This is a genomic window from Streptomyces sp. NPDC048441 (assembly GCF_043200235.1).
GTDB lineage: Bacteria > Actinomycetota > Actinomycetes > Streptomycetales > Streptomycetaceae > Streptomyces.
On record NZ_JBICXM010000012.1, the window covers coordinates 265,517 to 290,894 of the forward strand.

At 69.7% G+C, this 25,378-nt stretch carries 15 protein-coding genes, 1 tRNA gene and 1 rRNA gene; 4 read left to right on the forward strand and 13 right to left on the reverse strand.

The genetic code is table 11. The annotated features are described in order from the left end of the window. The first annotated feature begins 2 nt into the window (after positions 1-2). The 3 genes from ACGFSB_RS28080 (at position 3) to ACGFSB_RS28090 (ending at position 6,480) form a co-directional block, all read left to right on the forward strand. Positions 3-4,700, forward strand: a complete 4,698-nt coding sequence (locus tag ACGFSB_RS28080; RefSeq protein WP_393404837.1) for an ATP-dependent helicase — start codon at positions 3-5, stop codon at positions 4,698-4,700. Positions 4,701-4,801: 101 nt separating this feature from the next. Further along, complete coding sequence (locus tag ACGFSB_RS28085) at positions 4,802-5,602, forward strand: Fpg/Nei family DNA glycosylase (protein WP_393404840.1); 801 nt, start codon at positions 4,802-4,804, stop codon at positions 5,600-5,602. A gap of 56 nt (positions 5,603-5,658) precedes the next feature. Beyond that, entirely contained in the window at positions 5,659-6,480 is an 822-nt protein-coding gene (locus tag ACGFSB_RS28090; protein ID WP_393404843.1) for an SDR family NAD(P)-dependent oxidoreductase, read from the forward strand. Here the strand turns inward: ACGFSB_RS28090 and ACGFSB_RS28095 are convergent. The 10 genes from ACGFSB_RS28095 to ACGFSB_RS28140 all read right to left on the reverse strand — a co-directional run bounded on the left by ACGFSB_RS28095 (position 6,428) and on the right by ACGFSB_RS28140 (position 21,351). Beyond that, entirely contained in the window at positions 6,428-6,763 is a 336-nt protein-coding gene (locus ACGFSB_RS28095) for a hypothetical protein (RefSeq protein WP_393404845.1), read from the reverse strand. The genes ACGFSB_RS28090 and ACGFSB_RS28095 overlap by 53 nt on opposite strands. Before the next feature lie 185 nt (positions 6,764-6,948). Then, on the reverse strand, positions 6,949-7,419 hold the full coding sequence (locus tag ACGFSB_RS28100; RefSeq protein ID WP_393404847.1) for a Dps family protein: 471 nt from the start codon (positions 7,417-7,419) through the stop codon (positions 6,949-6,951). 171 nt (positions 7,420-7,590) lie between these two features. Next, complete coding sequence (locus tag ACGFSB_RS28105; protein ID WP_160507571.1) at positions 7,591-7,965, reverse strand: helix-turn-helix domain-containing protein; 375 nt, start codon at positions 7,963-7,965, stop codon at positions 7,591-7,593. Positions 7,966-8,074: 109 nt separating this feature from the next. Beyond that, positions 8,075-8,635 (reverse strand): CinA family protein, encoded by a 561-nt coding sequence (locus ACGFSB_RS28110; protein ID WP_393404850.1) that lies wholly within the window; start codon positions 8,633-8,635, stop codon positions 8,075-8,077. After that, positions 8,635-9,351: a CDP-diacylglycerol--glycerol-3-phosphate 3-phosphatidyltransferase gene (gene pgsA, locus ACGFSB_RS28115; protein ID WP_393404852.1), complete on the reverse strand. Its 717-nt coding sequence runs from the start codon at positions 9,349-9,351 to the stop codon at positions 8,635-8,637. Before pgsA ends, ACGFSB_RS28110 begins: the two co-directional genes overlap by 1 nt. After that, positions 9,348-10,841, reverse strand: a complete 1,494-nt coding sequence (rimO, locus tag ACGFSB_RS28120) for a 30S ribosomal protein S12 methylthiotransferase RimO (protein WP_393404855.1) — start codon at positions 10,839-10,841, stop codon at positions 9,348-9,350. Before rimO ends, pgsA begins: the two co-directional genes overlap by 4 nt. Positions 10,842-10,908: 67 nt before the next feature. Next, positions 10,909-11,796, reverse strand: coding sequence for a helix-turn-helix domain-containing protein (locus ACGFSB_RS28125; RefSeq protein ID WP_393404905.1), 888 nt, complete (start codon positions 11,794-11,796; stop codon positions 10,909-10,911). A 188-nt stretch (positions 11,797-11,984) separates the two neighbouring features. Continuing rightward, complete coding sequence (locus tag ACGFSB_RS28130; protein ID WP_393404857.1) at positions 11,985-14,759, reverse strand: DNA translocase FtsK; 2,775 nt, start codon at positions 14,757-14,759, stop codon at positions 11,985-11,987. Between the two features lie 147 nt (positions 14,760-14,906). After that, positions 14,907-15,590: a two-component system response regulator gene (locus ACGFSB_RS28135; protein WP_393404859.1), complete on the reverse strand. Its 684-nt coding sequence runs from the start codon at positions 15,588-15,590 to the stop codon at positions 14,907-14,909. A 244-nt stretch (positions 15,591-15,834) separates the two neighbouring features. Beyond that, the gene (locus ACGFSB_RS28140) at positions 15,835-21,351 is read right to left on the reverse strand and encodes a HAMP domain-containing protein (protein WP_393404861.1); all 5,517 of its coding nucleotides are present in this window, start codon (positions 21,349-21,351) and stop codon (positions 15,835-15,837) included. Between the two features lie 273 nt (positions 21,352-21,624). On the opposite strand from ACGFSB_RS28140, the gene ACGFSB_RS28145 reads away from it, so the two are divergent. Then, positions 21,625-24,288 (forward strand): SpoIIE family protein phosphatase, encoded by a 2,664-nt coding sequence (locus ACGFSB_RS28145; RefSeq protein WP_393404863.1) that lies wholly within the window; start codon positions 21,625-21,627, stop codon positions 24,286-24,288. Positions 24,289-24,346: 58 nt separating this feature from the next. Here ACGFSB_RS28145 and ACGFSB_RS28150 read toward each other — a convergent pair. From ACGFSB_RS28150 to rrf, 3 genes are all read right to left on the reverse strand, one after another. Further along, a tRNA-Thr gene (locus tag ACGFSB_RS28150) sits at positions 24,347-24,419 on the reverse strand. An 86-nt stretch (positions 24,420-24,505) separates the two neighbouring features. Continuing rightward, positions 24,506-25,183, reverse strand: a complete 678-nt coding sequence (locus ACGFSB_RS28155) for a DegT/DnrJ/EryC1/StrS family aminotransferase (RefSeq protein WP_393404865.1) — start codon at positions 25,181-25,183, stop codon at positions 24,506-24,508. 104 nt (positions 25,184-25,287) lie between these two features. Continuing rightward, positions 25,288-25,378 (reverse strand): 5S ribosomal RNA (gene rrf / locus ACGFSB_RS28160); the annotation flags it as partial.

Sequence of the window (25,378 nt, forward strand, 5' to 3'; positions counted from 1 at the left end):
TCATGGTCAGGTCCGCATCCAGCGCCCACGGCGCCCTCAGCGCCCTTGATGGGTTCTCCCCCGCGACCCGCAGCTGGTTCACGGGGGCCTTCTCCGCGCCCACCTCCGCCCAGGCGGGGGCGTGGAAGGCCATCGGCGAGGGCTCGGACGTGCTGGTCGTAGCGCCGACCGGCTCGGGCAAGACGCTGGCCGCGTTCCTCGCCGCCCTGGACCAGCTGGCCTCGACACCGCCGCCCGCCGACCCCAAGAAGCGCTGCCGCGTGCTGTACGTGTCTCCGCTGAAGGCCCTCGCGGTCGACGTGGAGCGCAATCTGCGCAGCCCGCTGACCGGCATCCGTCAGGAGTCCGTGCGCCTCGGCCTCCCCGAGCCCGAGGTGCGGGTCGGTATCCGCTCGGGCGACACCCCGCCTGCCGAGCGCCGCGCCCTGTCCACCCGGCCCCCGGACATCCTGATCACCACGCCCGAGTCGCTCTTCCTGATGCTCACCTCCGCCGCGCGGGACGCGCTCACAGGCATCGAGACGGTGATCCTCGACGAGGTGCACGCCGTCGCGAGCACCAAGCGCGGCGCCCATCTCGCCCTCTCCCTGGAGCGGCTCGACGAGCTGCTGCCCAGGCCCGCCCGCCGTATCGGCCTGTCGGCGACGGTCCGTCCGGTGGACGAGGTCGCGCGCTATCTGTCCCCGCAGCGCAGGGTGGAGATCGTCCAGCCGAAGTCCGGCAAGGAGTTCGACCTGTCGGTAGTCGTCCCGGTCGAGGACCTCGGGGAGCTGGGCGGCTCCCCGGTGGCCGACTCCGGGCAGAGCGCGGAGCGCCCCTCGATCTGGCCGCACGTCGAGGAGCGCATCACCGATCTCGTCCAGGCGCACCGCTCGACGATCGTCTTCGCCAACTCACGCCGCCTCGCGGAGCGCCTGTGCAACCGGCTCAACGAGATCGCGTACGAGCGCGCGACGGGCGAGCCCCTCCCCGAGGACCACTCCCCCGCGGAGCTGATGGCCGAGTCGGGGGCTGCCAAGGGCGCCCCTCCGGTCCTCGCCCGTGCTCACCACGGCTCGGTCTCCAAGGAGCAGCGCGCGCTCGTCGAGGAAGACCTGAAGGCGGGCCGCCTGCCTGCCGTCGTCGCGACGTCCAGCCTGGAGCTCGGCATCGACATGGGCGCGGTCGACCTGGTGATCCAGGTCGAGTCGCCGCCCTCCGTGGCCTCCGGGCTGCAGCGGGTCGGCCGGGCAGGACACCAGGTGGGCGCGGTCTCCACCGGCGTCGTCTTCCCCAAGTACCGAGGGGACCTGGTGCAGGCCGCCGTCGTCACGGAGCGGATGCGGACCGGCTCCATCGAGTCCCTGCGCATTCCGGCCAATCCTCTGGACGTGCTGGCGCAGCAGCTCGTCGCGACGGTCTCCCTCGACACCTGGCAGGTCGACGACCTGCTTGCCCTGGTCCGCCGGGCCGCATCCTTCGCCTCACTCCCGGAGTCGGCGTTCACGGCCGTCCTGGACATGCTGGCGGGCCGCTATCCGTCGGACGCCTTCGCGGAGTTGCGCCCCCGCGTGGTCTGGGACCGCATCGCAGGCACTGTCACCGGGCGGCCGGGAGCGCAGCGCCTGGCGGTCACCTCCGGGGGCACGATTCCCGACCGCGGCCTCTTCGGAGTCTTCCTCGCCGGCGCCGATCCCAAGAAGGGAGGCGGCCGCGTCGGAGAGCTCGACGAGGAGATGGTCTACGAATCCCGGGTGGGCGACGTCTTCACGCTCGGCACCAGCTCCTGGCGCATCGAGGACATCACCCGCGACCGCGTGCTCGTCTCCCCCGCCCCCGGCGTGCCCGGACGGCTCCCCTTCTGGAAGGGCGACCAGCTGGGCCGACCGCTCGAACTGGGCCGTGCGGTGGGCGCGTTCCTCCGGGAGGTCGGTTCCCTGTCCCGCGACGACGCGCGCGTGCGCCTGCTGGCCGCGGGGCTCGACGACTGGGCGGCCGACAACGTCCTGACGTACCTCGCCGAGCAGCGTGAGGCCTGCGGTCACATCCCGGACGACCGCACGATCGTGGTCGAGCGGTTCCGCGACGAGCTCGGCGACTGGCGGGTCGTGGTGCACTCCCCGTTCGGCGCGCAGGTGCACGCGCCGTGGGCCCTCGCCCTCGCCTCCAAACTCTCCGAGCGGTACGGCATGGACGCACAGGTCATGCACGCCGACGACGGCATCGTGCTGCGCCTGCCCGACGCCGACCTGATGAGCCTGGACCTCCTCGACCAGGAGCCCACCCCCCAGTCCCTTGAGTACGACAACGAGAAAGCCCCTGTAGGAGCGGCAGACGTCACCTTCGACAAGGGCGATGTCAATCAGATCGTCACCGACCAGGTGGGCGGCTCGGCCCTGTTCGCCTCGCGCTTCCGCGAGTGCGCCGCCCGCGCGCTGCTGCTGCCGCGCCGCAGCCCCGGCAAGCGCACACCCCTGTGGCAGCAGCGCCAACGCGCCGCGCAACTGCTCCAGGTGGCCAGCGAGTTCGGCTCGTTCCCCATCGTCCTGGAAGCGGTCAGGGAGTGCCTCCAGGACGTCTTCGACGTCCCCGGCCTCACGGAACTGATGGGCGACATCGAGTCCCGCAAGGTCAGGCTCGTCGAAGTCACCACTCCGGAGCCGTCCCCGTTCGCACGCTCACTGCTGTTCGGATACGTGGCGCAGTTCTTGTACGAGGGTGACTCACCGCTCGCCGAGCGGCGCGCGGCGGCCCTCTCCCTGGACTCCCGGCTCCTCTCCGAGCTCCTCGGCCAGGCCGAGCTGCGCGAGCTGCTCGACGCGGACGTCCTCGCGGAGCTGGAGCAGGAGCTTCAATGGCGCACGGAGGACCGCCGCGTCAAGGACGCCGAAGGCGTCGCCGATCTGCTGCGCCTCCTCGGCCCGCTCACGGAAGCCGAGTTGGCCGAGCGCGGGGCCGAGCCCGACTGGGCACAGGAACTGGCATCCGCCCGCCGCGCCATCCGCGTCCGGATCGCCGGCGCCGACCACTGGGCGGCGATCGAGGACGCGGGCCGCCTGCGCGACGCGCTGGGCACCGCACTGCCCGTCGGCGTCCCCGAAGCGTTCACCGAGCCGGTCAAGGACCCCCTCGGTGACCTCATCGCCCGGTTCGCCCGCACGCACGGTCCCTTCACCTCCGCCACAGCCGCCACCCGCTTCGGCCTGGGCGCGGCAGTCACCGAGGGGGCACTGCAGCGCCTTGCCGCCAACGGACGTGTCGTACAAGGAGAGTTCCATCCTGCGGGCATCGGCCAGGAGTGGTGTGACGCGACCGTCCTGCGCCGCCTGCGCCGCCGCTCTCTGGCGGCCCTGCGGCACGAACTGGAGCCGGTGCCGCCCGCCGCGCTCGCCCAGTTCCTGCCCCAATGGCAGAACGTGAGCGGGCACGGCCTGCGGGGCGTCGACGGACTTGTGCGCGCCGTCGAGCAGTTGCAGGGAGCGACGGTTCCCGCGTCCGCGCTGGAGAAACTCGTCCTTCCCTCCCGCGTCTCCGGCTACGGACCGGCGATGCTCGACGAACTCACCGCAGCCGGAGAGGTGGTGTGGGCCGGAGCCGGATCCCTGCCCGGGAAGGACGGCTGGGTCTCCCTCTATCTGGCCGACGCGGCGCCCCTGCTCCTGCCGCCGCCCCACCCCCTGGAGCTCACCGCGCTCCACCAGTCCGTCCTGGACACCCTCTCCGGGGGGTACGGCCTGTTCTTCCGGCAGATCGCCGACCAGGTCCGCGCCACCACCCATCCCGAGACATCCGACCCCCAACTGGCCGACGTGATCTGGGACCTGGCCTGGTCCGGACGGCTCACGAACGACACGCTCGCCCCGATGCGCTCACTCCTCGGCTCGGGCCGCACCGCGGGCGCCACAGCCCACCGCGCCAAGCGCACGATCCCCCGCGGGCGCTACGGCACACTGACCGCCGCCGCCCGCCCCGTCTCACGAACGGGCCCGCCGACCGTCGCCGGCCGCTGGTCGCTGCTCCCCGCCCGCGAGGCCGACCCCACTCTGCGCGCCCACGCCCTGGCCAGGACCCTCCTGGACCGGCACGGCGTGGTGACCCGCGGCGCGGTCGCGGCCGAAGGCGTCGAGGGCGGCTTCTCGGCGACGTATCGCGTCCTGTCGGTCTTCGAGGACAGCGGCCAGGCACGGCGCGGCTACGTAGTCGAGGGACTCGGCGCCGCACAGTTCGCGATGGACGGCGCGGTGGACCGGCTCCGCGCGGCGGCGAACACCCGTGAGCGCACGGACAGTTCACCGTCCTCCATGAGCTACGCCCCACGCCCCTCCGAAGCCCAGGCCATCGTCCTGGCAGCCGCCGACCCGGCCAACGCGTACGGGGCCGCGCTGCCCTGGCCCGAGCCCCCCACCGACGCGGGCCACAAACCGGGCCGCAAGGCGGGCTCCCTGGTCGTCCTGGTCGACGGCGAACTGACCCTCTACATGGAGCGCGGCGGCAAGACCCTGCTGGCCTGGCCCGCGACCCAGGACGACGCCCCCGTCACCGAAGACCTCCGCCTGCACACGGCCGCCGAGGCCCTCGCCGCCGCGGCCCGAGCGGGCTCACTCGGCACCGTCACGGTCGAGCGCATCAACGGCGCCTCCGCCCTGACCTCCCCCTTCGCCCCCCTCCTGGAGGGAGCAGGCTTCCTCGCCACCCCCCGTGGGCTGCGCCTGCGCGCGTAGCGACACCCCACCACCAGCGCAGACCCACCGACCCAGCCCACCCTTGACCTCACCCACCAGCCCCAGCCCCGCCCCTGACCCCCACATGCCACCCTGGACCCATGCCCGAAGGAGACACCGTCCACCAGGCAGCCCGGCGTCTGCACTCCGCCCTCGCCGGGCACACCGTCACGCGCTCCGACCTCCGCGTCCCGAAGCTCGCGACCGTCGACCTCACCGGGCGCACCGTCCTGGACGTCACCCCGCGCGGCAAGCACCTCCTCACCCGCTTCGAGGGCGGCCTCACCCTGCACTCCCACCTCCGTATGGACGGCTCCTGGAAGGTGTACGACCCGGGCGAGCGCTGGAGCGGGGGCCCCGGTCACCAGATCAGGGCGATCCTCGGCACCGACGACCGCACAGCCGTCGGCTACCGCCTGCCCGTGCTCGAACTCCTCCGCACCACCGAGGAACACAAGGCCGTGGGCCACCTCGGCCCCGACCTCCTGGGCCCCGACTGGGACCCCGAGCAGGCCCTGCGCAACCTCCTCGCCGCCCCCGAGCGCCCCCTCGGCGAAGCCCTGCTCGACCAGCGCAACCTCGCGGGCATCGGCAACATCTACAAGAGCGAGCTCTGCTTCATCCTGGGCGCCACCCCCTGGCTCCCCACCGGTGAGCTCCCCGCCGAGACGGCCTCCCGCCTCCCCGCCCTCGCCAAGAAACTCCTGGAAGCCAACCGCGACCGCCCGGCCCGCACCACGACAGGCCGCACCCGCCCGGACCAGCGCCTGTACGTCTACGGCCGCGCACTCCGCCCCTGCCTGCGCTGCGGCACCCCCATCCGCTCGGCCGAGCAGGGCGACGGCTCCCGCAGCCGCCCCACGTACTGGTGCCCCTCTTGCCAGCAGGGCCCCACCCCTTGAATCCGGCACGCACCCACTAGTTGACGACCCGTCAGATTCAGCCGTACCGTCCCGTCATGCCCCTCACGGCGTACGACCTCACCGGGCGCACCGCATTCGTCACCGGCGCCGCCAGCGGAATCGGCCGGGCCTCGGCCGTACTCCTCGCGGAAGCGGGCGCCACCGTACACTGCGCCGACCGCGACACCCAGGGACTCCACGAGACGGCCACGCTCATCAAGGCCGCGGGCGGCACCGCGCACATCCACACCCTGGACGTGTCCGACAGAGCTCAGGTCGACGAGGCCGTCGCGACCGCCGCCGCGGCCACCGGCCGCCTGGACGTCATGGCCGCCATCGCCGGGATCATGCACAACAGCCCGGTCCTGGAGACCCTCGACGAGGACCTCGACAGGGTCCTGAACATCAACTTCAAGGGCGTCCTGTACGCCTGCCAGGCCGCGGCCCGCGCGATGATCGCGGCAAACGCATCGGCAACCGCAAACGCAGACTCCGACTCTGTTGAATCCCGCCACCCCGGCAGCATCATCACCATGGCCTCGGGCGCCGTGGACACCGGCGGCCCCGGCCTCCTCTGCTACGGCGCGGCGAAAGCCGCGGTCGTCCAGCTCACGAAGACCCTCGCCACCGAGGTGGGCCCACACGGCATCCGGGTCAACGCCGTCGCACCCGGCTGGATCCGCACCCCGATGACCGACCGCCACGACACCGACGCCCAGGCGCACACCGAAGGACTCATGGTCCGCATGTCCCCCCTGGGCCGCGTCGGCGAACCGGAAGACATCGCACACGCCGTCCTGCACCTGGCATCCGACGCGTCCGCCTTCACGACGGGCCAGATCCTCCGCCCGAACGGCGGCGTCGCCATGCCTTGGTGAAGGCGCGGGCAGCGGTATCGGACGCGACCTTGGCCGTACGCTCCCCGGGCCACCGCAGAGCACCGTCCGACCGCCGAGCCCGCTCCTCGGACCGGGATGCGACGCCCGCCGCCCGCGACTTCGGCACGCAGTGCACCGGCAGCAGGCTCAGCCCCCACCCGCCGGCCGCGACGGCCCCCTCCAGAACCCCCGCGTCAGGCGCGAGGGCCAGCCGCAGCACGCCCCACCACCAGAGCGCACCGAGCGCCAGAGCCGGCGCCCACCGCACGACTCTCCATGCCACGGCCACCACCTCCGCCCGAGGCTCGACGCCCGGTCGACGCTAGATGCCCCGCTTCACCCGGCGCGAGGGCGCACCACGGCGCACACGAGGCACGACCCCGACAACGACCCCGACAACGGCACCGACATCGGCACCGCCGACTGCACCGACATCGGCCACGGCGACCACCGGGATCAACACCGGCATCAACCGTTCTCCGCCTGGAACATCCAGTGATGCTTCTCCAGATCAGCCGTGATCCCGATGAAGATGTCCTGGCTCACCGGGTCCGCCTCACCGGTCGTGTCGACCCTCTCCCGCATCCGCGTGATCACCGCACCGAGCGCGTCCACGAGCGTCCCCACCGCGTCCGCGTCCTTGACCCAGCCCTCGGAGACCGCGCCGATGCCGCTGCTCCGCGCCACCGTCGCCGCCCGCCCATCGGGCGGGACACCGAGCGTGGAGGCTCGCTCGGCCACCGTGTCGGAGTGCAGCCGCGCCGTGTCCACGACCTCGTCGAGCTGCAGATGCACGGAGCGGAAGCGCGGTCCGACCACGTTCCAGTGGATCTGCTTGGCGACCAGGGAGAGATCGACCAGATCCACAAGGGCGCCCTGCAGGGCGTCCGAGACCGTCTTCAGATCCGCATCGGACAGCGGGCTCTTCACGACGTACATGCAGCCTCCAAAGCTCACGCATCCCCGTAATCGAAAATCCCCACCAACAATGGCACAAGTGCACCAATTCAGGCATCTCAGGGCAGACGAAAGCCCCGACCGGTAACCCGGCCGGGGCTTCGACACATCGGAGCGCTCACATAGCGTGGACAGTGCGCGGTCGGCGCAGCATCACGCAGCGACGACGTCCACCGCCTCCGCAGGCGCCTTGATCGTCACCCGTTCCGGCGGCACACCGCTCACCGAAACGGAATTGAGCATCGGGCGAACCGGTGCGCGCACCGGTTCCGTAGCCGCTGCCGACGCAGCCAGTTCGGCGAGGGAGAGCTCATCGCTCACCTCACGCATGAGCTCGGACATCCGTACGTCAAGCGCGTCGCAGATCGCGGAAAGCAGCTCGGAGGATGCCTCCTTCTGCCCCCGCTCCACCTCGGAAAGATAGCCGAGCGAGACTCGGGCGGACGAGGAGACTTCGCGCAGAGTACGGCCCTGGCGCTGGCGCTGCCGACGCAGCACGTCACCCAGCAGGCGACGGAGCAGAATCATCGGTGGCTCCCTCCTCGGACCGCGTAGCCGCATCCTTCACGCCCCACCGTACCGCCTCGCGCGGCGGCCGTGCGGGGAGCGATGTCGTGTTCACTCAGGGCTGCAAACATCAAGTCCCCCCGTTCTGTTCCGTATCCTGTGCCCGCCCATTCCCGGCACGTTCGCCGGAAAGCCGCTCGAGCAGCAGCGTGAGCACGCTCCGTACACTCTCCATACGAATGTCCGAACGCTCACCGTTCAACCGCAGCGCGGCCACTTTCCCCTCAGAGCGAAGCCCGCAAACCGAGCCGCCGACCGTGGAAACCGGCCCCTCCACCGCCACGAACACGGTCCCGACCGGCTGCCCGTCCTGCGGATCCGGCCCCGCGACCCCCGTGGTCGCGATCCCCCAGTCCGTGCCCATGACCTCGCGCACACCGGCGGCCATCCCGAGCGCCACATCGGCATCAACGGCTCCACGCTCGGCCAACAGGGTGCTGTCGACCCCGAGCACCTCGTGCTTCAGCGCGGTCGCATACGCCGTCACGGACCCCCGGAAGACCTTCGAGGCCCCCGGCACCGCCGTCAGCTCGGCGGCCACGAGACCGCCGGTGAGCGATTCGGCGACAGCCAGCGTCTCGCCCCGCGCCTGAAGAAGGCGCAGAACCTCCGCTGCCGGACCGCCGGACATCACGACGACTCCCGAGCCCCCTCGCCGGAGGCCGAAGCCGAAGCGGATGCCGCCGCCGCTTCCTTCGCCTCCGCGAGCCCGAGCCGACGCAGCACGATGGCCTGCCGGATGTAGTCGAGCCCGGTCACCACGGTCAGGACGACGGCGACCGCCATCACCCAGAACCGCAGCGTGGCGAGCGGCCCGGTCAGCGCCAGGACGTACATCCCGGCGGCCGTGCCCTGCCAGAGCGTCTTCATCTTGCCGCCACGACTGGCCGGAATGACACCGAAGCGGATCACCCAGAACCGCAGCACTGTGATCCCGAGCTCACGTCCGAGAATGACGCCCGTCACCCACCAGGGCAGATCGCCGAGGTACGAGAGACAGATCAGCGCGGCGCCCATGATCGCCTTGTCGGCGATGGGGTCAGCGATCTTCCCGAAGTCCGTGACCAGGTTGTATGTACGCGCCAGATGCCCGTCGAAGAGGTCGGTGATCATGGCGACGGCGAAGGCCGCCCAGGCCCACGCACGCCACGCCGGGTCGTACCCGCCGTCGGCCAGCAGCAGCATCACGAAGCCCGGCACGAGCAGCAGCCGGATGACTGTCAGCAGGTTGGCGACGTTCCACACGCTGGCCTGATTGACGGCCGCAGCGCCCAACTTTCCGCCGCGCACCGGCTTGGCGCCCTGCGCGCCGGAGCCGCCCGCCGCGGATGCCGGGACACCGGTCATCTGCGCGCCTCCTCGGCCGGGATCCGGGGCGAGCCCTCCAGAATTTCGCTGTACTCAGCCACCAGGTCCACGCCTTCCGTGCCGACCACCTTTGCCACGACCATACGACCGACCTGCGGTCCGTCCCCACCCGTGGCACCCGTGAAGCGGATCTGGCCGTCCGTCTCGGGCGCCTGGTGAGCCGCCCGGCCGATCGCGCCGTCCTCCTCGTCCACGGCCTCCACAAGCACCTCGACGGTCTCACCGAGACGCTCGTCGGCGCGCTGTGAGGTCAGTTCCTCGGCGAGCCGTGAGATGCGCGCGAGCCGCTCGTCGACGACGTCCTGGTCCAGCTTCTTGTCGTACGTCGCCGCTTCCGTGCCCTCCTCGTCGGAGTACCCGAAGACGCCGATGGCGTCCAGCCGCGCACCCGTGAGGAACCGCTCGAGCTCGTCCACGTCGGCGTCGGTCTCGCCCGGGAAGCCCACGATGAAGTTCGACCGCACACCGGCCTGCGGAGCCTTCGTACGGATGGTGTCCAAAAGCTCGAGGAACCGGTCGGTGTCCCCGAAGCGCCGCATCGCCCGCAGCACACCGGGGGCGGAGTGCTGGAACGACAGGTCGAAGTACGGAGCGACCTTCTCCGTAGACGTCAGTACGTCGATGAGTCCGGGGCGCATCTCGGCGGGCTGCAGGTAGCTGACGCGCACCCGCTCGATCCCGTCGACGGCGGCCAGCTCGGGAAGCAGCGTCTCCAGGAGACGGATGTCACCGAGGTCCTTGCCGTACGAGGTGTTGTTCTCGGAGACGAGCATGACCTCCTTGACACCCTGTTCGGCCAGCCAGCGCGTCTCACCGAGGACGTCCGAGGGGCGCCGCGAGATGAAGGACCCGCGGAAGGAGGGAATGGCGCAGAACGAGCAGCGGCGGTCGCAGCCGGAGGCCAGTTTCACCGAGGCGACCGGGTTGTTGCCCAGGCGCCTGCGCAGCGGGGCACGCGGCCCTGAGGCGGGCGCGAGGCCGTCGGGCAGGTCCACGGGCGCGTGCCCGGGAAGCGCGACGTCGGAGCCCGCCTCCTGCCGCTCGGCGGGGCTGATCGGCAGGAGCTTGCGCCGGTCACGCGGGGTGTGGGCCTCGACACTGCCGCCACCGAGGATGGTCTGCAGGCGGCTGGAGATGTCGGAGTAGTCGTCGAAGCCGAGGACACCATCGGCTTCGGGGAGGGCGTCGGCGAGCTCCTTGCCGTACCGCTCGGCCATGCAGCCGACGGCGACGACGGCCTGGGTCTTGCCATGCCCCTTGAGGTCATTGGCTTCCAGGAGGGCGTCGACGGAGTCCTTCTTGGCGGCTTCGACGAATCCACAGGTGTTGACTACGGCGACATCCGCGTCTTCGGCGGCCTCGACGAGCTGCCAGCCGTCCGCCTCCAGGCGGCCTGCGAGCTCCTCCGAGTCCACCTCGTTACGGGCGCAGCCAAGAGTGACAAGGGCGACGGTACGGCGTTCGGGCATGGTCTCAAGACTACTTCGTCCCTGCCCGGGCCCCTGCCGCGAGGGTCCGGGCCTGTGGCCGCAAGGGTTATCCGACCTCGGGGTCGCCCTTGGTGTACGTGAGTCGCTCGACCTGGCCGGGCTCGAACTTGTTGTCGACCGGCTTGCCGTTCACGAACAGCTTGATCGCGCCCGCATCGCCGAGGACCAGGTCGATCTTCTGCTGGTCCTGGAAGGTCTTCGACTTGCCCTCTTCGAGGACGCCGTCGTAGAGGGTCTGGCCGTTGTGATCCTTGGCCGAGATCCAGCTGCGTCCGTCCGGGGCGCTGACCTTGACCGTGACCTTGTCCTTGGGGGCGCCCGCGATCGCGCTGTCCGACGGATCCGGCTTGGGGTCGGCGGGCTTGTCCGGTGCCGGCTTGGTGACGGACTTGCTGGCACTGGGCGTGGAGCCCTCGGCGACCTGCGACGTCGACCCGTCCCCGTCGTCCCCGCCGCTGAACGCGGTGAAGCCGACGAATCCGATCACGGCGACGATCGCGGCGACCATGGCCGCGGTCCAGTTCGGCCGGCGCGGGTCGGACCTGATCCGCTCGGCCTCGAAGAGCGGCGCCGCCGGGGTGGGCGCCGGCGGACGGCCGCCGTGCGCCTCGTCGTACTGGGCCAGCAGGAGGGCGGGATCGAGGCCCACGGCACGTGCGAGCGTCCGGATGTGACCGCGGGCGTACACATCGCCGCCACATCGGGAGAAGTCGTCCTGCTCGATCGCGTGCACGATCGGGATGCGGACCCGAGTGGACGTACTGATCTCGTCGACGGTCAGGCCCGCGTCGACACGCGCCTGCTGCAGCGCACGGCCGATCGAGGGCCGGTCGTCCGCCGGACGCTCAGCTGCCGGGCCGTCGTCGGCGCGCCGGTCTTCTGTAGGGCGGTCGTCTGAAGGGCGGTCGTCTTCAGGGGAGTTGCCGATGGACACGGGGGCGCCTTTCGAGCGTGTAGCCACCTGCTGGATGTTCAGTCTAGGGGGGTTCAGAAAAGGTGGGGCAACTGGGCGACGGACTTTGTACGCCATCGGAATGGCCGGACATCCTGATCGTGGACCATGGTGCCGTCCCTCCCCTCAACTTGACGTATGCCGAAGGGAAACGGTTGCCTGCCGCTCCCTTATGGGTGAGCCTCCCCGCGGATCACGGCAAGCACGCCATCCAGTTCGTCGCCCTGCACAAGAACGTCACGAGCCTTCGACCCCTCGCTGGGGCCCACGATGCCGCGCGATTCCATCAGGTCCATGAGCCTTCCGGCCTTCGCGAAGCCGACGCGCAGCTTGCGCTGGAGCATCGATGTGGACCCGAACTGTGTGGAAACCACCAGCTCAGCGGCCTGGCACAGCAGGTCGAGGTCATCGCCGATGTCCTCGTCGATCTCCTTCTTCTGCTTGGTCCCGACGGTGACGTCCTCCCGGAAGACGGGCGCCATCTGGTCCTTGCAGTGCTGGACGACCGCGTGGATCTCGTCCTCGGTGACGAAGGCGCCCTGCATTCGGGTGGGCTTGTTCGCGCCCATCGGCAGAAAGAGCCCGTCGCCCTTGCCGATCAGCTTCTCGGCGCCCGGCTGGTCGAGGATGACGCGGCTGTCGGCGAGTGAGGAGGTCGCGAAGGCGAGCCGTGAGGGCACGTTCGCCTTGATCAGACCGGTCACGACGTCCACGGAAGGACGCTGCGTGGCAAGCACCAGGTGGATGCCCGCCGCGCGCGCGAGCTGCGTGATGCGCACGATCGAGTCCTCGACGTCGCGCGGGGCGACCATCATCAGGTCGGCGAGCTCGTCGACGATCACCAGTAGATACGGGTACGGGGTGAGCTCCCGCTCGCTGCCCTCGGGCGTCTTGAGCTTGCCGTCGCGGATCGCCTTGTTGAAGTCGTCGATGTGCCGGTAGCCGAACGCCGCCAGGTCGTCGTAGCGCAGATCCATCTCGCGTACGACCCACTGGAGCGCCTCGGCGGCCCGCTTCGGGTTGGTGATGATCGGCGTGATCAGGTGCGGGATGCCCTCGTACGCGGTGAGCTCGACACGCTTGGGGTCGACGAGGACCATCCGTACGTCCTCGGGGGTCGCCCGCATCATGATCGACGTGATCAGACAGTTGATGCAGGACGACTTGCCGGAACCGGTGGCTCCGGCGACCAGGATGTGCGGCATCTTCGCCATGTTGGCCATGACGTAGCCGCCCTCGACGTCCTTGCCGAGCGCGACCAGCATGGGGTGGTCGTCCTCGGCCGCGTCCGCGAGGCGCAGCACGTCGCCCACGTTGACCATCTCGCGGTCGGTGTTCGGGATCTCGATACCGACCGCGGACTTGCCGGGGATGGGGCTGATGATGCGGACGTCGGGGCTGGCGACCGCGTACGCGATGTTCTTGGCCAGGGCCGTGATCTTCTCGACCTTCACGGCGGGGCCGAGCTCGATCTCGTACCGCGTGACCGTCGGGCCCCGGGTGAAGCCGGTGACGGCCGCGTCGACCTTGAACTCCGTGAAGACGGTGCTGAGCGAGGCGACGACCGCGTCGTTGGCGGCGCTGCGGGTCTTGCCGGGGCCGCCGCGCTCGAGCAGATCGAGCGCGGGCAGGGAGTACGTGATGTCCCCGGCGAGCTGGAGCTGCTCGGCCCGCGGCGGGAGGTCCCGCGGCCTGTCCGGGGCTCCCTTGGTCAGGTCCGGAACGGCCGAGTCGGCGGAACCCCCGGGCTTCTTGCGCAGCACGCCGGGCGGCGGGCTGTCCGTCCCGCGTGCGCTCGGCAGCGGAACGGAGCTCTCCGAGCCGGTCGCCGCCGCGGGCTGCTCGTCGCGCTCCCCGGTGACCCCCTGGGTCAGGTCGGCGACCAGTGGCGACGGCGGCATCCCGTGCAGGACAGCGCCGTCCAGGGCGGCGGCAGCGGCGGCCGCCACGTCCACCGCGTCCATCGGTCGGTGCAGAGCGGGCTGTGTGGACGCCCTGCGGGGCCTGCGCCGCTTGGAGAGCGCCATCTCCTCGGCCTGATCCGGGTCGTACTGCTCGTCGTCGTCCGCGCGCCTGCGTGAGCGGGCGGGCAGGGCCTCACGCCACTGCTCGTCGTACCGCTCGTCGTCCGAGAACTCGCCGTCGGCCGCTTCGGGCTCCGCCTGGACGATGCCGAGCTTGGTGCCGAGCAGCCGCAGCCGCTGCGGGATGGCGTTGACGGGCGTCGCCGTGACCACGAGCAGCCCGAAGACGGTGAGGAGGGCAAGGAGCGGTACGGCGAGGATCTCGCCCATCGTGAAGATCAGCGGTGTGGACACACCCCAGCCGATGAGCCCGCCCGCGTCCCTTATGGCCGCCATGCCGTCGTCACGGGCGGGCGAACCGCAGGCGATATGGACCTGGCCGAGCACACCGATGACGAGCGCGGACAGGCCGATCACGATGCGGCCGTTCGCATCGGGCTTCTCGGGATGCCGGATCAGGCGTACGCCGATGACCGCGAGCAGTATCGGAAGCAGCAGATCGAGGCGGCCGAACGCGCCGGTCACCAGCATCTCGACGAGATCGCCCACGGGACCGCGCAGATTCGACCACGTACCCGCGGCGACGATCAGCGCGACACCGAGCAGCAGCAGCGCGAGACCGTCCTTGCGATGCGCCGGGTCGAGCCCCTTGGCGCCTCGCCCTATGCCGCGGAACAGCGCGCCCACGCTGTGCGCGACACCGAGCCAGAGGGCCCGCACGAGGCGGTACACACCGTTTGTAGGGTTGGGGGCCGGCTTGGGCGCGGGCTTCTTCGCCGCGGCCTTCTTGGCGGGTGCCCTCTTCGCCGGCGCCTTCTTGCCGGGCGGTTTCTTGGCAGCGGCCTTCTTCGCCGGAGCCTTTGTGGGCGCGGCCGCCTTCTTCGCGGGCGTCTTCTTGGCTGCGGACGGACGTGAGGCCATGTGTCTGAGGTTACCGGTGGAGGCGACTGCGGACACGTGTGCCTACGGCTTCACCCTTTTGTGTCGCCCTTGTGGGGGCGGTGAACTGACGGATGTTCACCGCCTCCGGTCCGGCTCCGCTCGGCATCCCTCGCGGACTCAGCAGGCTCAGTTCTGCGAGGACACCGAGGGCGCACCGCTGCCGGTGCCCGGCTCCAGGGCGTCAAGAGCCCGCCGCAGGCCGGTGAGTTTGCGTTCGAGATGGGCAGCGGTAGCGACAGCTGCGGCGTCCGCCGAGTCGTCGTCCAGCTGCTTCGACAGCGCTTCCGCCTGTTCCTCGACGGCCGCGAGGCGCGCGGAGAGCTCGGCGAGGAGCCCGGCGGGCTCCTTGGCTTCACCCGCCGCGGACTTGCCACCGCCCTCGAGCTGGAGCCGCAGCAGTGCCGCCTGCTCCCGCAGTTGACAGTTCTTCATGTACAGCTCGACGAACACCGAGACCTTCGCGCGCAGCACCCACGGATCGAACGGCTTGGAGATGTAGTCCACCGCACCCGCCGCGTAACCGCGGAACGTGTGATGCGGGCCGTGGTTGATCGCGGTGAGGAAGATGATCGGGATGTCCCGGGTCCGTTCTCGCCGCTTGATGTGCGCGGCGGTTTCGAAACCGTCCATGCCTGGCATCTGGACGTCCAGCAGAATGACCGCGAAGTCGTCCGTGAGTAGTGCTTTGAGCGCTTCCTCCCCGGACGATGCCCGCACCAGGGTCTGATCGAGCGCAGAGAGGATGGCCTCCAGCGCCAGCAGATTCTCCGGCCGGTCATCGACCAGGAGGATCTTGGCCTTCTGCACCATGGCCCGCCCTCCTCGCCCCGGCGGTACACCGGGCGCCGCCCCAGGGGACGACTCCCTTACGCCGTCCGTCCTTGTGCCGGTCATGGTAGCCGCACCCCGCCTGTCGCCACACCCTGTCACCGCGATGTCACCGTGCACGTAGCAGAAACGCGGTGGGAGACCAGAAGGTTCCCCGAATACCGCGCTTCTACACGGCTACGGCCACACTCTGTCAGCAACTCCGCGTAATGGAGTCTCTTCTCGGTCACTCCCCGCGCATCCACTGCTCCATCACCGAGAGCAGATGATCCGGGTCGACCGGCTTCGTAACGTAATCGGAAGCCCCGGAGTCGAGGGCCTTCTCCCGGTCGCCCTTCATGGCCTTGGCGGTGAGCGCGATGATCGGGAGCCCGGCGAACTGCGGCATCCTGCGGATCGCCGTCGTCGTCGCGTACCCGTCCATCTCCGGCATCATGATGTCCATGAGCACGACCGTCACATCATCGTGCTGCTCCAGGACTTCGATGCCTTCACGGCCGTTCTCCGCGTACAGGACCGAGAGCCCGTGCTGCTCCAGGACGCTGGTGAGCGCGAACACGTTCCGGATGTCGTCGTCGACGATGAGCACCTTCTCGCCGCCGAACTGGAAGCCGGGACGTGCCTCGGCCGCCTCCTGCTGCCCCACGGTCGGCCACTGCTCCTGGGACCGCTGCTCCTTGGACCCCGCGGCGCTCTGCCCCGGCAGCGCTGCCGACTGCCCGGAGGAAGCCGGCAGGGAGCGGCGGCGACGCCGGAAGAGCGTGCTCGGCCCCGGCGCCGCGTCGAGCTGCGGCGGCGTGGTCTCCTCGCCCTGCGGCGGCTGCTCGGCCGTGGACGCGCCCTCCTCCAGGGCGGCCCGTGAGGCCGTTCCCGGTAGCGGGGTCAGCGTCGCGTAGCCCTGGGGCGGCAGTTCGCTCGGGTGCAGCGGCAAATAGAGCGTGAACGTCGAGCCGCGGCCCGGCTCGCTCGCCGCGTGGATCTCACCGCCGAGGAGACGCGCGATCTCCCGGCTGATGGAGAGCCCGAGACCCGTACCGCCGTACTTCCTGCTCGTCGTTCCGTCGGCCTGCTTGAACGCCTCGAAGATGACCCGCATCTTGCTGCCCGCGATCCCGATGCCGGTGTCACTCACCGAGAAGGCGATCAGATCCGCGTCCGCGTCCCGCAAAGAGCCCGCCTCCAGGAGCTGCTCGCGGATGGCGTTGGGCACATCGGCGTTCGCATGCCGGATCACCAGCTCGACCGCTCCGGAGTCGGTGAACTTCACCGCGTTGGACAGGAGGTTGCGCAGGACCTGAAGGAGCCGCTGCTCGTCCGTGTGGAGGGTCGCGGGCAGCTCCGGAGACACACGTACGGAGAAGTCGAGCCCCTTCTCCGCGGTCAGCGGACGGAAAGTGGCCTCTACGTAGTCCACGAGCTGGACGAGGGCGATGCGCGTCGGGGAGACGTCCATCTTGCCCGCCTCGACCTTCGACAGATCGAGGATGTCGTTGATGAGCTGCAGCAGGTCCGAACCCGCCCCGTGGATCGTCTCGGCGAACTCCACCTGCTTCGGGGTGAGGTTCGCGTCTGCGTTGTCGGCCAGCAACTTGGCCAGAATCAGCAGGGAGTTGAGCGGCGTACGCAGCTCGTGCGACATGTTCGCGAGGAACTCGGACTTGTAGCGCATCGAGACAGCGAGCTGTTCGGCACGCTCCTCCAGGACCTGCCTGGCCTCTTCGATCTCGGTGTTCTTGACCTCGATGTCGCGGTTCTGCTGGGCGAGCAGCTCGGCCTTCTCCTCCAGTTCGGCGTTGGAGTCCTGCAGCGCCTTCTGCCGGTTCTCCAACTCCGCCGACCGTTCACGCAGTTGCTCGGTGAGCTCCTGCGACTGCCTCAGCAGCACCTCGGTCTTCGTGTTGACGCTGATGGTGTTGACGCTCGTCGCGATCATCTCGGCGATCTGGCTGAGGAAGTCCTTCTGGATCTGCGTGAACGCCTGGAAGGCGGCCAGCTCGATCACTCCGAGGACGGTCCCTTCGAAGAGCACCGGGAGCACGATCACTTGCGCGGGCGGCGCCTCGCCGAGCCCGGACGCGATCCGCAGATAGCCGGACGGTGCGTTCTCCACGAGGATCGTGCGCCGCTCCTGCGCCGCCGTGCCGATGAGCGTCTCGCCGGGCCGGAAGGACGTCGGCATGGAGCCCATGGAGTAGCCGTAACTGCCCATCATGCGCAGTTCGTACGCGTCCCCCTGCTCGGCGCCCGGCTCCGCGCTGTCGTCCGTGGGCAGCGCGAGGAAGAAGGCACCGTGCTGCGCGGAGACCACCGGCGTCAGCTCGCTCATGATCAGAGAGGCGACGTCCGCCAGGTCCCGGCGGCCCTGCATCAGACCGGAGATGCGGGCGAGGTTGCCCTTGAGCCAGTCCTGTTCCTTGTTGGCGAGAGTGGTGTCGCGGAGGTTGGCGATCATCGAGTTGATGTTGTCCTGGAGGACCTGGATCTCGCCCGCCGCGTCCACGTCGATCTTCAGGTTCAGGTCGCCGCGCGTCACCGCCGTGGCGACCTCGGCGATGGCGCGTACCTGACGGGTGAGGTTCCCGGCCATCTCGTTCACCGATTCGGTGAGGTCGCGCCAGGTGCCGTCGACATCCCGCACGCGCGCCTGACCGCCCAACTGCCCTTCCGTGCCCACCTCGCGGGCCACGCGCGTGACCTGCTCGGCGAAGGACGACAGCTGGTCGACCATCGTGTTGATGGTCGTCTTCAGCTCCAGGATCTCGCCCCGGGCGTCGATGTCGATCTTCTTGGTCAGGTCGCCCTTGGCGATGGCCGTGGTGACCATCGCGATGTTGCGGACCTGTCCGGTGAGGTTGGAGGCCATGCCGTTCACGGACTCCGTCAGGTCCTTCCACGTACCCGACACTCCGGGCACGCGGGCCTGACCGCCGAGGATGCCGTCGGTGCCCACCTCGCGGGCCACGCGGGTCACCTCGTCGGCGAACGAACTCAGCGTCTTCACCATCGTGTTGACGGTGTCGGCGAGCTGCGCGACCTCGCCGCGCGCCTCGACGGTGACCTTCTTGGTGAGGTCTCCGTTGGCGACCGCCGCCGCGACCTGGGAGATGTTGCGCACCTGGCCGGTCAGGTTGTTCGCCATCAGGTTGACGTTGTCGCTGAGGTCCTTCCAGGTGCCGGTGACGCCCGGGACCCGTGCCTGGCCGCCCAGGTTGCCCTCGGTGCCCACCTCACGGGCCACGCGGTTGACCTGCTCGGCGAAGTTCGAGAGCTGGTCGACCATCGTGTTCACGGTGGTGACGAGCTCGAGGATCTCGCCCTTGGCGTCGACGGTGATCTTCTTGGAGAGGTCGCCCATGGCGACGGCCGTGGTGACCTCGGCGATGTTGCGGACCTGAAGGGTCAGGTTGTTCGCCATGCCGTTCACGGACTGCGTGAGGTCCTTCCAGGTGCCTGAGACACCCTGCACCTCCGCCTGGCCGCCCAGGATGCCGTCGGTGCCCACCTCACGGGCCACCCGCGTCACCTGCTCGGCGAAGGCCGACAGCTGGTCCACCATCGTGTTGAGGGTGTTCTTCAGCTCCAGGATCTCGCCGCGCGCATCCACGTCGATCTTCTGCGACAGGTCGCCTCGCGCCACTGCGGTCGCGACCTGCGCGATGTTGCGGACCTGAGCGGTGAGGTTGCCCGCCATACCGTTCACGGAGTCGGTCAGGTCGCGCCACACACCGGCCACACCGGGCACCTGCGCCTGCCCGCCGAGCCGGCCCTCCGTGCCCACCTCGCGGGCCACCCGGGTCACCTGGTCGGCGAACGCGGAGAGCTGGTCGACCATCGTGTTGATGGTGTTCTTCAGCTCCAGGATCTCGCCACGCGCATCCACATCGATCTTCTGCGACAGGTCGCCCCGGGCCACCGCCGTCGTGACCTGGGCGATCTGACGTACCTGCGACGTCAGGTTCCCGGCCATGAAGTTGACGGAGTCCGTGAGTTCCTTCCAGGTGCCGCTGACACCGTCCACGCGCGCCTGGCCGCCGAGGCGTCCTTCGGTGCCCACGTCGCGCGCCATCCGCGTGACCTGATCGGCGAAGGACGACAGCTGGTCCACCATCGTGTTCACGGTGTTCTTCAACTGAAGCATCTCGCCGGAGACGTCGACGGTGACCTTCTGCGACAGATCACCGTTGGCGACCGCCGTCGTCACCTGCGCGATGTTGCGGACCTGGCCCGTGAGGTTGCGGAAGGCGGTGTTGACCGAGTCCGTCAGGTCCTTCCACGTACCGGCCGCGCCCTGCACCTGCGCCTGACCGCCGAGCTCACCCTCGACACCGATCTCCCGCGCCACACGGGTCACTTCGGCACCGAAGGCGGAGAGCTGGTCCACCATCGTGTTCACGGTGTTCTTCAGCTCGAGCATCTCGCCCGCGACATCGACGGTGACCTTCTGCGACAGATCGCCGTTGGCAACCGCCGTCGTCACCGTCGCGATGTCGCGCACCTGCGTGGTGAGGTTCCTGAAGACCGTGTTCACCGAGTCGGTGAGGTCCTTCCAGGTCCCCGCCGCACCCGGCACATTCGCCTGACCGCCGAGCTGCCCCTCGGCGCCGACCTCGTTCGCGACTCGCGTGACCTCGTCCGCGAACGTACGCAGCGTCTCGGTCATCTGGTTGATGGTCTCGGCGAGCTGGGCGACCTCGCCGCGTGCGCTCACCGTCACCTTCTGGGACAGATCGCCGTTCGCGACGGCCGTCGTGACCTGGGCGATCCCACGCACCTGGGCGGTGAGATTGCCGGCCATAAGATTCACCGAATCGGTGAGGTCCTTCCACACTCCCGCCACACCGGGCACCTGCGCCTGGCCGCCGAGCTCGCCCTCCGTGCCGACCTCGCGCGCGACGCGGGTCACCTCGGAGGAGAACGACGAGAGCTGGTCCACCATCGTGTTGACGGTGTTTTTCAGCTCAAGCATCTCACCGGCGACATGAACGGTGACCTTTCGCGACAAGTCACCCTTTGCCACCGCCGTCGTCACGAGAGCAATGTCACGCACCTGCGCGGTGAGCCGGTACGCCATGGTGTTCACCGAATCCGTGAGGTCTTTCCACGAACCGGACATTCCACGTACCCGCGCCTGGCCACCCAGCTTGCCCTCGGTGCCCACCTCACTGGCCACCCGCGTGACCTCGTCGGTGAACGTCGAGAGCTGGTCGACCAGGTTGTTCACCGTCCGGCCGACCTTCAGGAACTCCCCGCGCAGCGGATGACCGTTCCCCTCGTCCGCCTGCGCCCGCAGCTCCATCCGCTGCTCCAGGTCACCGTCGGCGACCGCCGAGAGCACCCGCCCGACCTCGGAGACAGGGCGTACGAGATCGTCGACAAGGGCGTTCGACGCATCGATCGCTGCGGCCCACGACCCCTCACTGGCGCCGCTCTCAAGGCGCTCCGTGAGCTTTCCCTCACGTCCGACCATGCGCCGCACCCGGGACAGCTCACCCGTCAGATGCAGATTCCGGTCGGCCACCTCATTGAAGACGGCGGCGATCTCGGACATGACGTCGTCACCGGAGACCGTGAGCCGCTTACGGAAGTTTCCGTCCCGCATGGCAGCGAGCGCCGCGAGCAGTCTGTTCAGAGCCGCCGCATCCACTGACGTAGTTGTCCCGTGGCGCGGTTTGCGCTGTTTACTCAGGGACTGTCCGTCTTTCGCACGCGTTTTAGTGCCCCGCGTCGCTGCGCCAGACTCCACTGTGTCCCTCCCGCAAGGGTCGACCGTACTGCTCGGGTTACCTGGGCTCTCTCCAAGAAGCCTGCCCAGTGTTTCACCATGGCTGAACCAGGCCATAACAGTTCGGCAGCTTCGCACACCGTCCGCACACCCTCCGGGCGGAAACACTGACGACCGGCATCAGCATGGACGGCGAAGGTAAGTAACCTGGCATCCGGCTGTCCAACCACCTCGGTCCTGCCCGGCCTGGGCGGTGGCACACGTACAAGCGGGCATCGGAGGGGCGGCCGCACCATGGTGGGAGATCTGGGCGTCGATACTCGTACGAGGAGTTCTGTGATCACCGCGCGCGCGGCTGCGACTTTCGACCCCGTCGGGCGTTCCGTCGCGACGGCCCGCTCCTTTGTCCGCGACACCCTCCAGGGCTGGGGGTTCACGGACATCGTCGACGACGCGGTCGTCCTCACCAGCGAGCTGGTCACCAACGCCGTGGTGCACGCCGGAACCGCCGCCGACGTCCTCTGCCTGCGCAGCGACGACGCCGTACGCATCGAGGTCTCCGACCACTATCCGGAGCGCGAGATCCCGCTCCAGCAGTCCGCCGCGAACATGGGCAGCCCCGACCGCGAGGGCGGCCGCGGGCTCCAGCTGTGCGCGGCACTCGCCACCCGCTGGGGCGTCGACTACACCCCCACCAACAAGCAGGTCTGGTTCCAACTCGACCTACCCGACCGCTCGGTGGGCACCCGCACCGCAGGCCCCGCCCTCCCCGCCGAGCTTCTCCCGCTCACCGACGGCAGAGTCCGCGTCGCGGTCGTCCAGATCGACCGCGTGGGCGCGATCTCCGCCTGGAACGAAGACGCGGAAGAGCTCTTCGGATACGCCGCCGAACAGGTCACCGGCAAACCGCTCACCGATCTCGCCGCCTGGCCGCACACTCCGGGTACCAGTACCGGCATCGTGGAGGCACTCCAGCTCTCCCGCTGGGAGGGCAGCTACGGCATCCGCGGCTCCGACGGCCGTGTCACCCCGGTCTACGCCTCGCACCTGCGCGTCCGCGACACCGACGGCGAACCGTCCACGGTCTGCCTGCTCGTCCGCGACGACGAACGCGCCGTCCTGCAGACCCCGCTGCGCGGCCCCGCCCCCGAGCCCGGAGCGCTCACCGAGTCGCACACCGCCGACCCCTTCGAGGTCTTCATCGGCTCCCCCGCGCCGGACGACCTCGACGGGCTGCTCCAGCGCACGGTCGAGCGCGCCCGCGACATGCTCGACGGCGACGCCGCCTTCCTACTCCTCGCCACGGACGACGAGACGGAGCTCGAGGTCCGCGCCTCCACCGGCCTGCCCTCCGCCCGCCAGCGCTTCGCCCGCGTCCCCGTGGACGCGGGCCCTGGCCGCTACGGCTCCGCACGTATGCCGGCCGTCCACGAGGACCTCACGGTCGTCCCCGGCGCCGTACCGCTCCTCAACGGCACGGGAATGCGCTCCGTGGTCACGGTCCCGCTGAAGGTCGAGGGCCGCCTCACGGGCTCCCTGGGCGTCGCCGCCGAGTCCCCCGACCGGTACTCGAACGAAGAGGCTCTGCGTCTCCAGTTCGCCGCCGACCGCATCGCTCTCGCCGTCGAGTCCGCGCGCCTCGGTGAGCTCGAGCGTCTGCGCCGCGGCTCGCTCTCCTTCCTCGTCGAGGCGTCCGACCTCCTCGCGGGCACGCTCGACCGCGACCAGACCCTGGCGCTCATGGCCCAGATGACGGTCCCGACGCTCGCGACCTGGTGCGCCGTCTACACGATCGCCGACCAGTCGTCCGAGCCCTATCTCTCGTACGTCCTCCATGAGGACGAGGAGCGCATCGACGGCCTGAAGGCACTCCTCTCCAAGATCGCCCCTCCCGACCCCGTGCCGGCCCCCGGAGCCCGCGTATGGGCCGCGCCCTCGGAAGCGGCCCACCAGGCCGCCCTGCGCACCTCCATGCGCAGCCTCGGCCTCAACGAGCCCCTGAGCCTGGGCTCGGGCATCGGCACGACGCTCTCCACGGCATCGGCGGTGGGCGGCGAGACGGTCGTCCTGCCCCTGGTCGCCCGCAACCGCGTCATCGGCATGCTCACGCTGGGCAAGCCCTCCGACGAGCACTTCCGCCAAGAGATCCTGGAATTGGCCGAAGACCTCTCCCGCCGAGCGGCCCTCGCCCTGGACAACGCCCGCCTGTACTCGGAGCGCATGGCCATCAGCCAGTCCCTCCAGCGCAGCCTGCTGCCGCCGGGGCTCCCGCAGATCCCGGGTGTCGAGGTCGAGGTCATCTACCGCGCGGCCGGCGAGGGCAACGAGGTCGGCGGCGACTTCTACGACCTCTTCCCGATCCGCGACGGCGCGTACGGCTTCGCGATCGGCGACGTCTGCGGCACGGGCCCGGAGGCCGCCGCGGTCACCGGCCTGGCCCGGCACGCCCTGCGCCTGCTGGCCCGCGAGGGCTTCGGCGGCCCCGCGGTCCTCGAGCGCCTGAACGCCGCGATCCTCGACGAGGGCGCCCGTAGCCGCTTCCTCACGCTCCTCTACGGGGAGTTGTGGCCGCAGGAGGACGGCTCGGCGGTCCTGAAGATCGTCTGCGCAGGGCATCCGCTCCCGCTCCGCCTGCGCCAGGACGGCACGGTCGAGCCGTACGCGGAGCCGCAGCCGCTGCTCGGCGTGATGGACGACCTGGAGCTCTACGAACAGACGATGACGCTCGATCCGGGCGACGTCCTGCTCTGCGTGACGGACGGCGTCACCGAGCGCCGCGAGGGCACCCGTATGCTCGGCGACGACGGCCTCGCGGACGTCCTCACGACGTGTACGGGCCTCACGGCGGGCGCTGTGGCGGCCCGCATCATGCGCGCGGTGGAACGCTTCGCGACAGACGCCCCGTCGGACGACATGGCGATCCTCGCGATGCGGGTCCCCGGCCTCCAGAAGGACTGAAACAAAAAAGTCCCCGCCCAACTGGGCGGGGACTTTCCCGACTTACTACTACTCTCTGAGCCCCCAAGCGGAATCGAACCGCTGACCTTCTCCTTACCATGGAGACGCTCTACCGACTGAGCTATAGGGGCCTGTCGCCCTTTCGCGGTTTCCCGCGTGGCAACGGAATAAAGCATACCCCGAACTCACGGCTGCTTCGAACGGCTGTGAACACCCCTCAGAAAGCGGGCTGCAGCAGCCCCCCGAGCGCATTGCACGCCGATACGATCCGCTGCAGTTCACGCCGCGACAGTTCGCCACCGACGGGCAACGCCAGCGTCTCGTCCGCGGCACGCTCGGTCTCCGGCAGATAGACGTCCCGCCAGAACTCCGGCGTCCGGTGAACGGGCGTCTTCACCGGCACCCGGCAGTCGACTCCCTTGGCCCGCACTGCACGCGCGAACGCGTCCCGGTCCGGCCGCCCGTTGCCGGGCACGCGTACGACGTACTGCTGATAGCTGTGGCCCACGACGCCGTCCGGGGTCAGCACGCCGCTGAGCCGCCCGTTGAGGTAGGCGGCCCGCGACCGCCGCTGCGCGAGCTCGTCGTACGGCGCGTCCAACTCACCCTGCTCAAGCACGAGTACGCCGTGCCGCTGCCCCAGGTCCCGCAACCGCCTGACGTCGGCGGGGTGCCCGAAGCGATGCACGACGGCGACTGCGGCCGTACGGGAGGTCACCGCGGCCGCCACCGCGTCAGGATCCAGGCAGTACGTCACCCGATCGATGTCCGCGAACACGGGCACGGCCCCGGCCAGGACCACGGCCTCGGCGATCTCGACGTTTCCGTACGCCGGCACGATGACCTCGTCACCGGCACCGATACCTGCGGCTCGCAACATGCCAACTGTCCCCATGACTCCGGATGTTGGCTGCGGAACGTGAACGGCAAGTTACACAAAACAAAAAAGAGCTGGTCCCTGAACCGAAGTTCAGGGACCAGCTCTTTCATTCAAAAATAGTTCGGCGGCGTCCTACTCTCCCACAGGGTCCCCCCTGCAGTACCATCGGCGCTATGAGGCTTAGCTTCCGGGTTCGGAATGTAACCGGGC

Coding starts and splice junctions, on each gene's coding strand:
- ACGFSB_RS28080 (WP_393404837.1), top strand. CDS start 3: ATGGTCAGGTCCGCATCCAGCGCCCACGGCGCCCTCAGCGCCCTTGAT.
- ACGFSB_RS28085 (WP_393404840.1), top strand. CDS start 4,802: ATGCCCGAAGGAGACACCGTCCACCAGGCAGCCCGGCGTCTGCACTCC.
- ACGFSB_RS28090 (WP_393404843.1), top strand. CDS start 5,659: ATGCCCCTCACGGCGTACGACCTCACCGGGCGCACCGCATTCGTCACC.
- ACGFSB_RS28100 (WP_393404847.1), bottom strand. CDS start 7,419: ATGTACGTCGTGAAGAGCCCGCTGTCCGATGCGGATCTGAAGACGGTC.
- ACGFSB_RS28105 (WP_160507571.1), bottom strand. CDS start 7,965: ATGATTCTGCTCCGTCGCCTGCTGGGTGACGTGCTGCGTCGGCAGCGC.
- ACGFSB_RS28110 (WP_393404850.1), bottom strand. CDS start 8,635: ATGTCCGGCGGTCCGGCAGCGGAGGTTCTGCGCCTTCTTCAGGCGCGG.
- pgsA (WP_393404852.1), bottom strand. CDS start 9,351: ATGACCGGTGTCCCGGCATCCGCGGCGGGCGGCTCCGGCGCGCAGGGC.
- rimO (WP_393404855.1), bottom strand. CDS start 10,841: ATGCCCGAACGCCGTACCGTCGCCCTTGTCACTCTTGGCTGCGCCCGT.
- ACGFSB_RS28130 (WP_393404857.1), bottom strand. CDS start 14,759: ATGGCCTCACGTCCGTCCGCAGCCAAGAAGACGCCCGCGAAGAAGGCG.
- ACGFSB_RS28135 (WP_393404859.1), bottom strand. CDS start 15,590: ATGGTGCAGAAGGCCAAGATCCTCCTGGTCGATGACCGGCCGGAGAAT.
- ACGFSB_RS28145 (WP_393404863.1), top strand. CDS start 21,625: ATGGTGGGAGATCTGGGCGTCGATACTCGTACGAGGAGTTCTGTGATC.
- ACGFSB_RS28155 (WP_393404865.1), bottom strand. CDS start 25,183: ATGGGGACAGTTGGCATGTTGCGAGCCGCAGGTATCGGTGCCGGTGAC.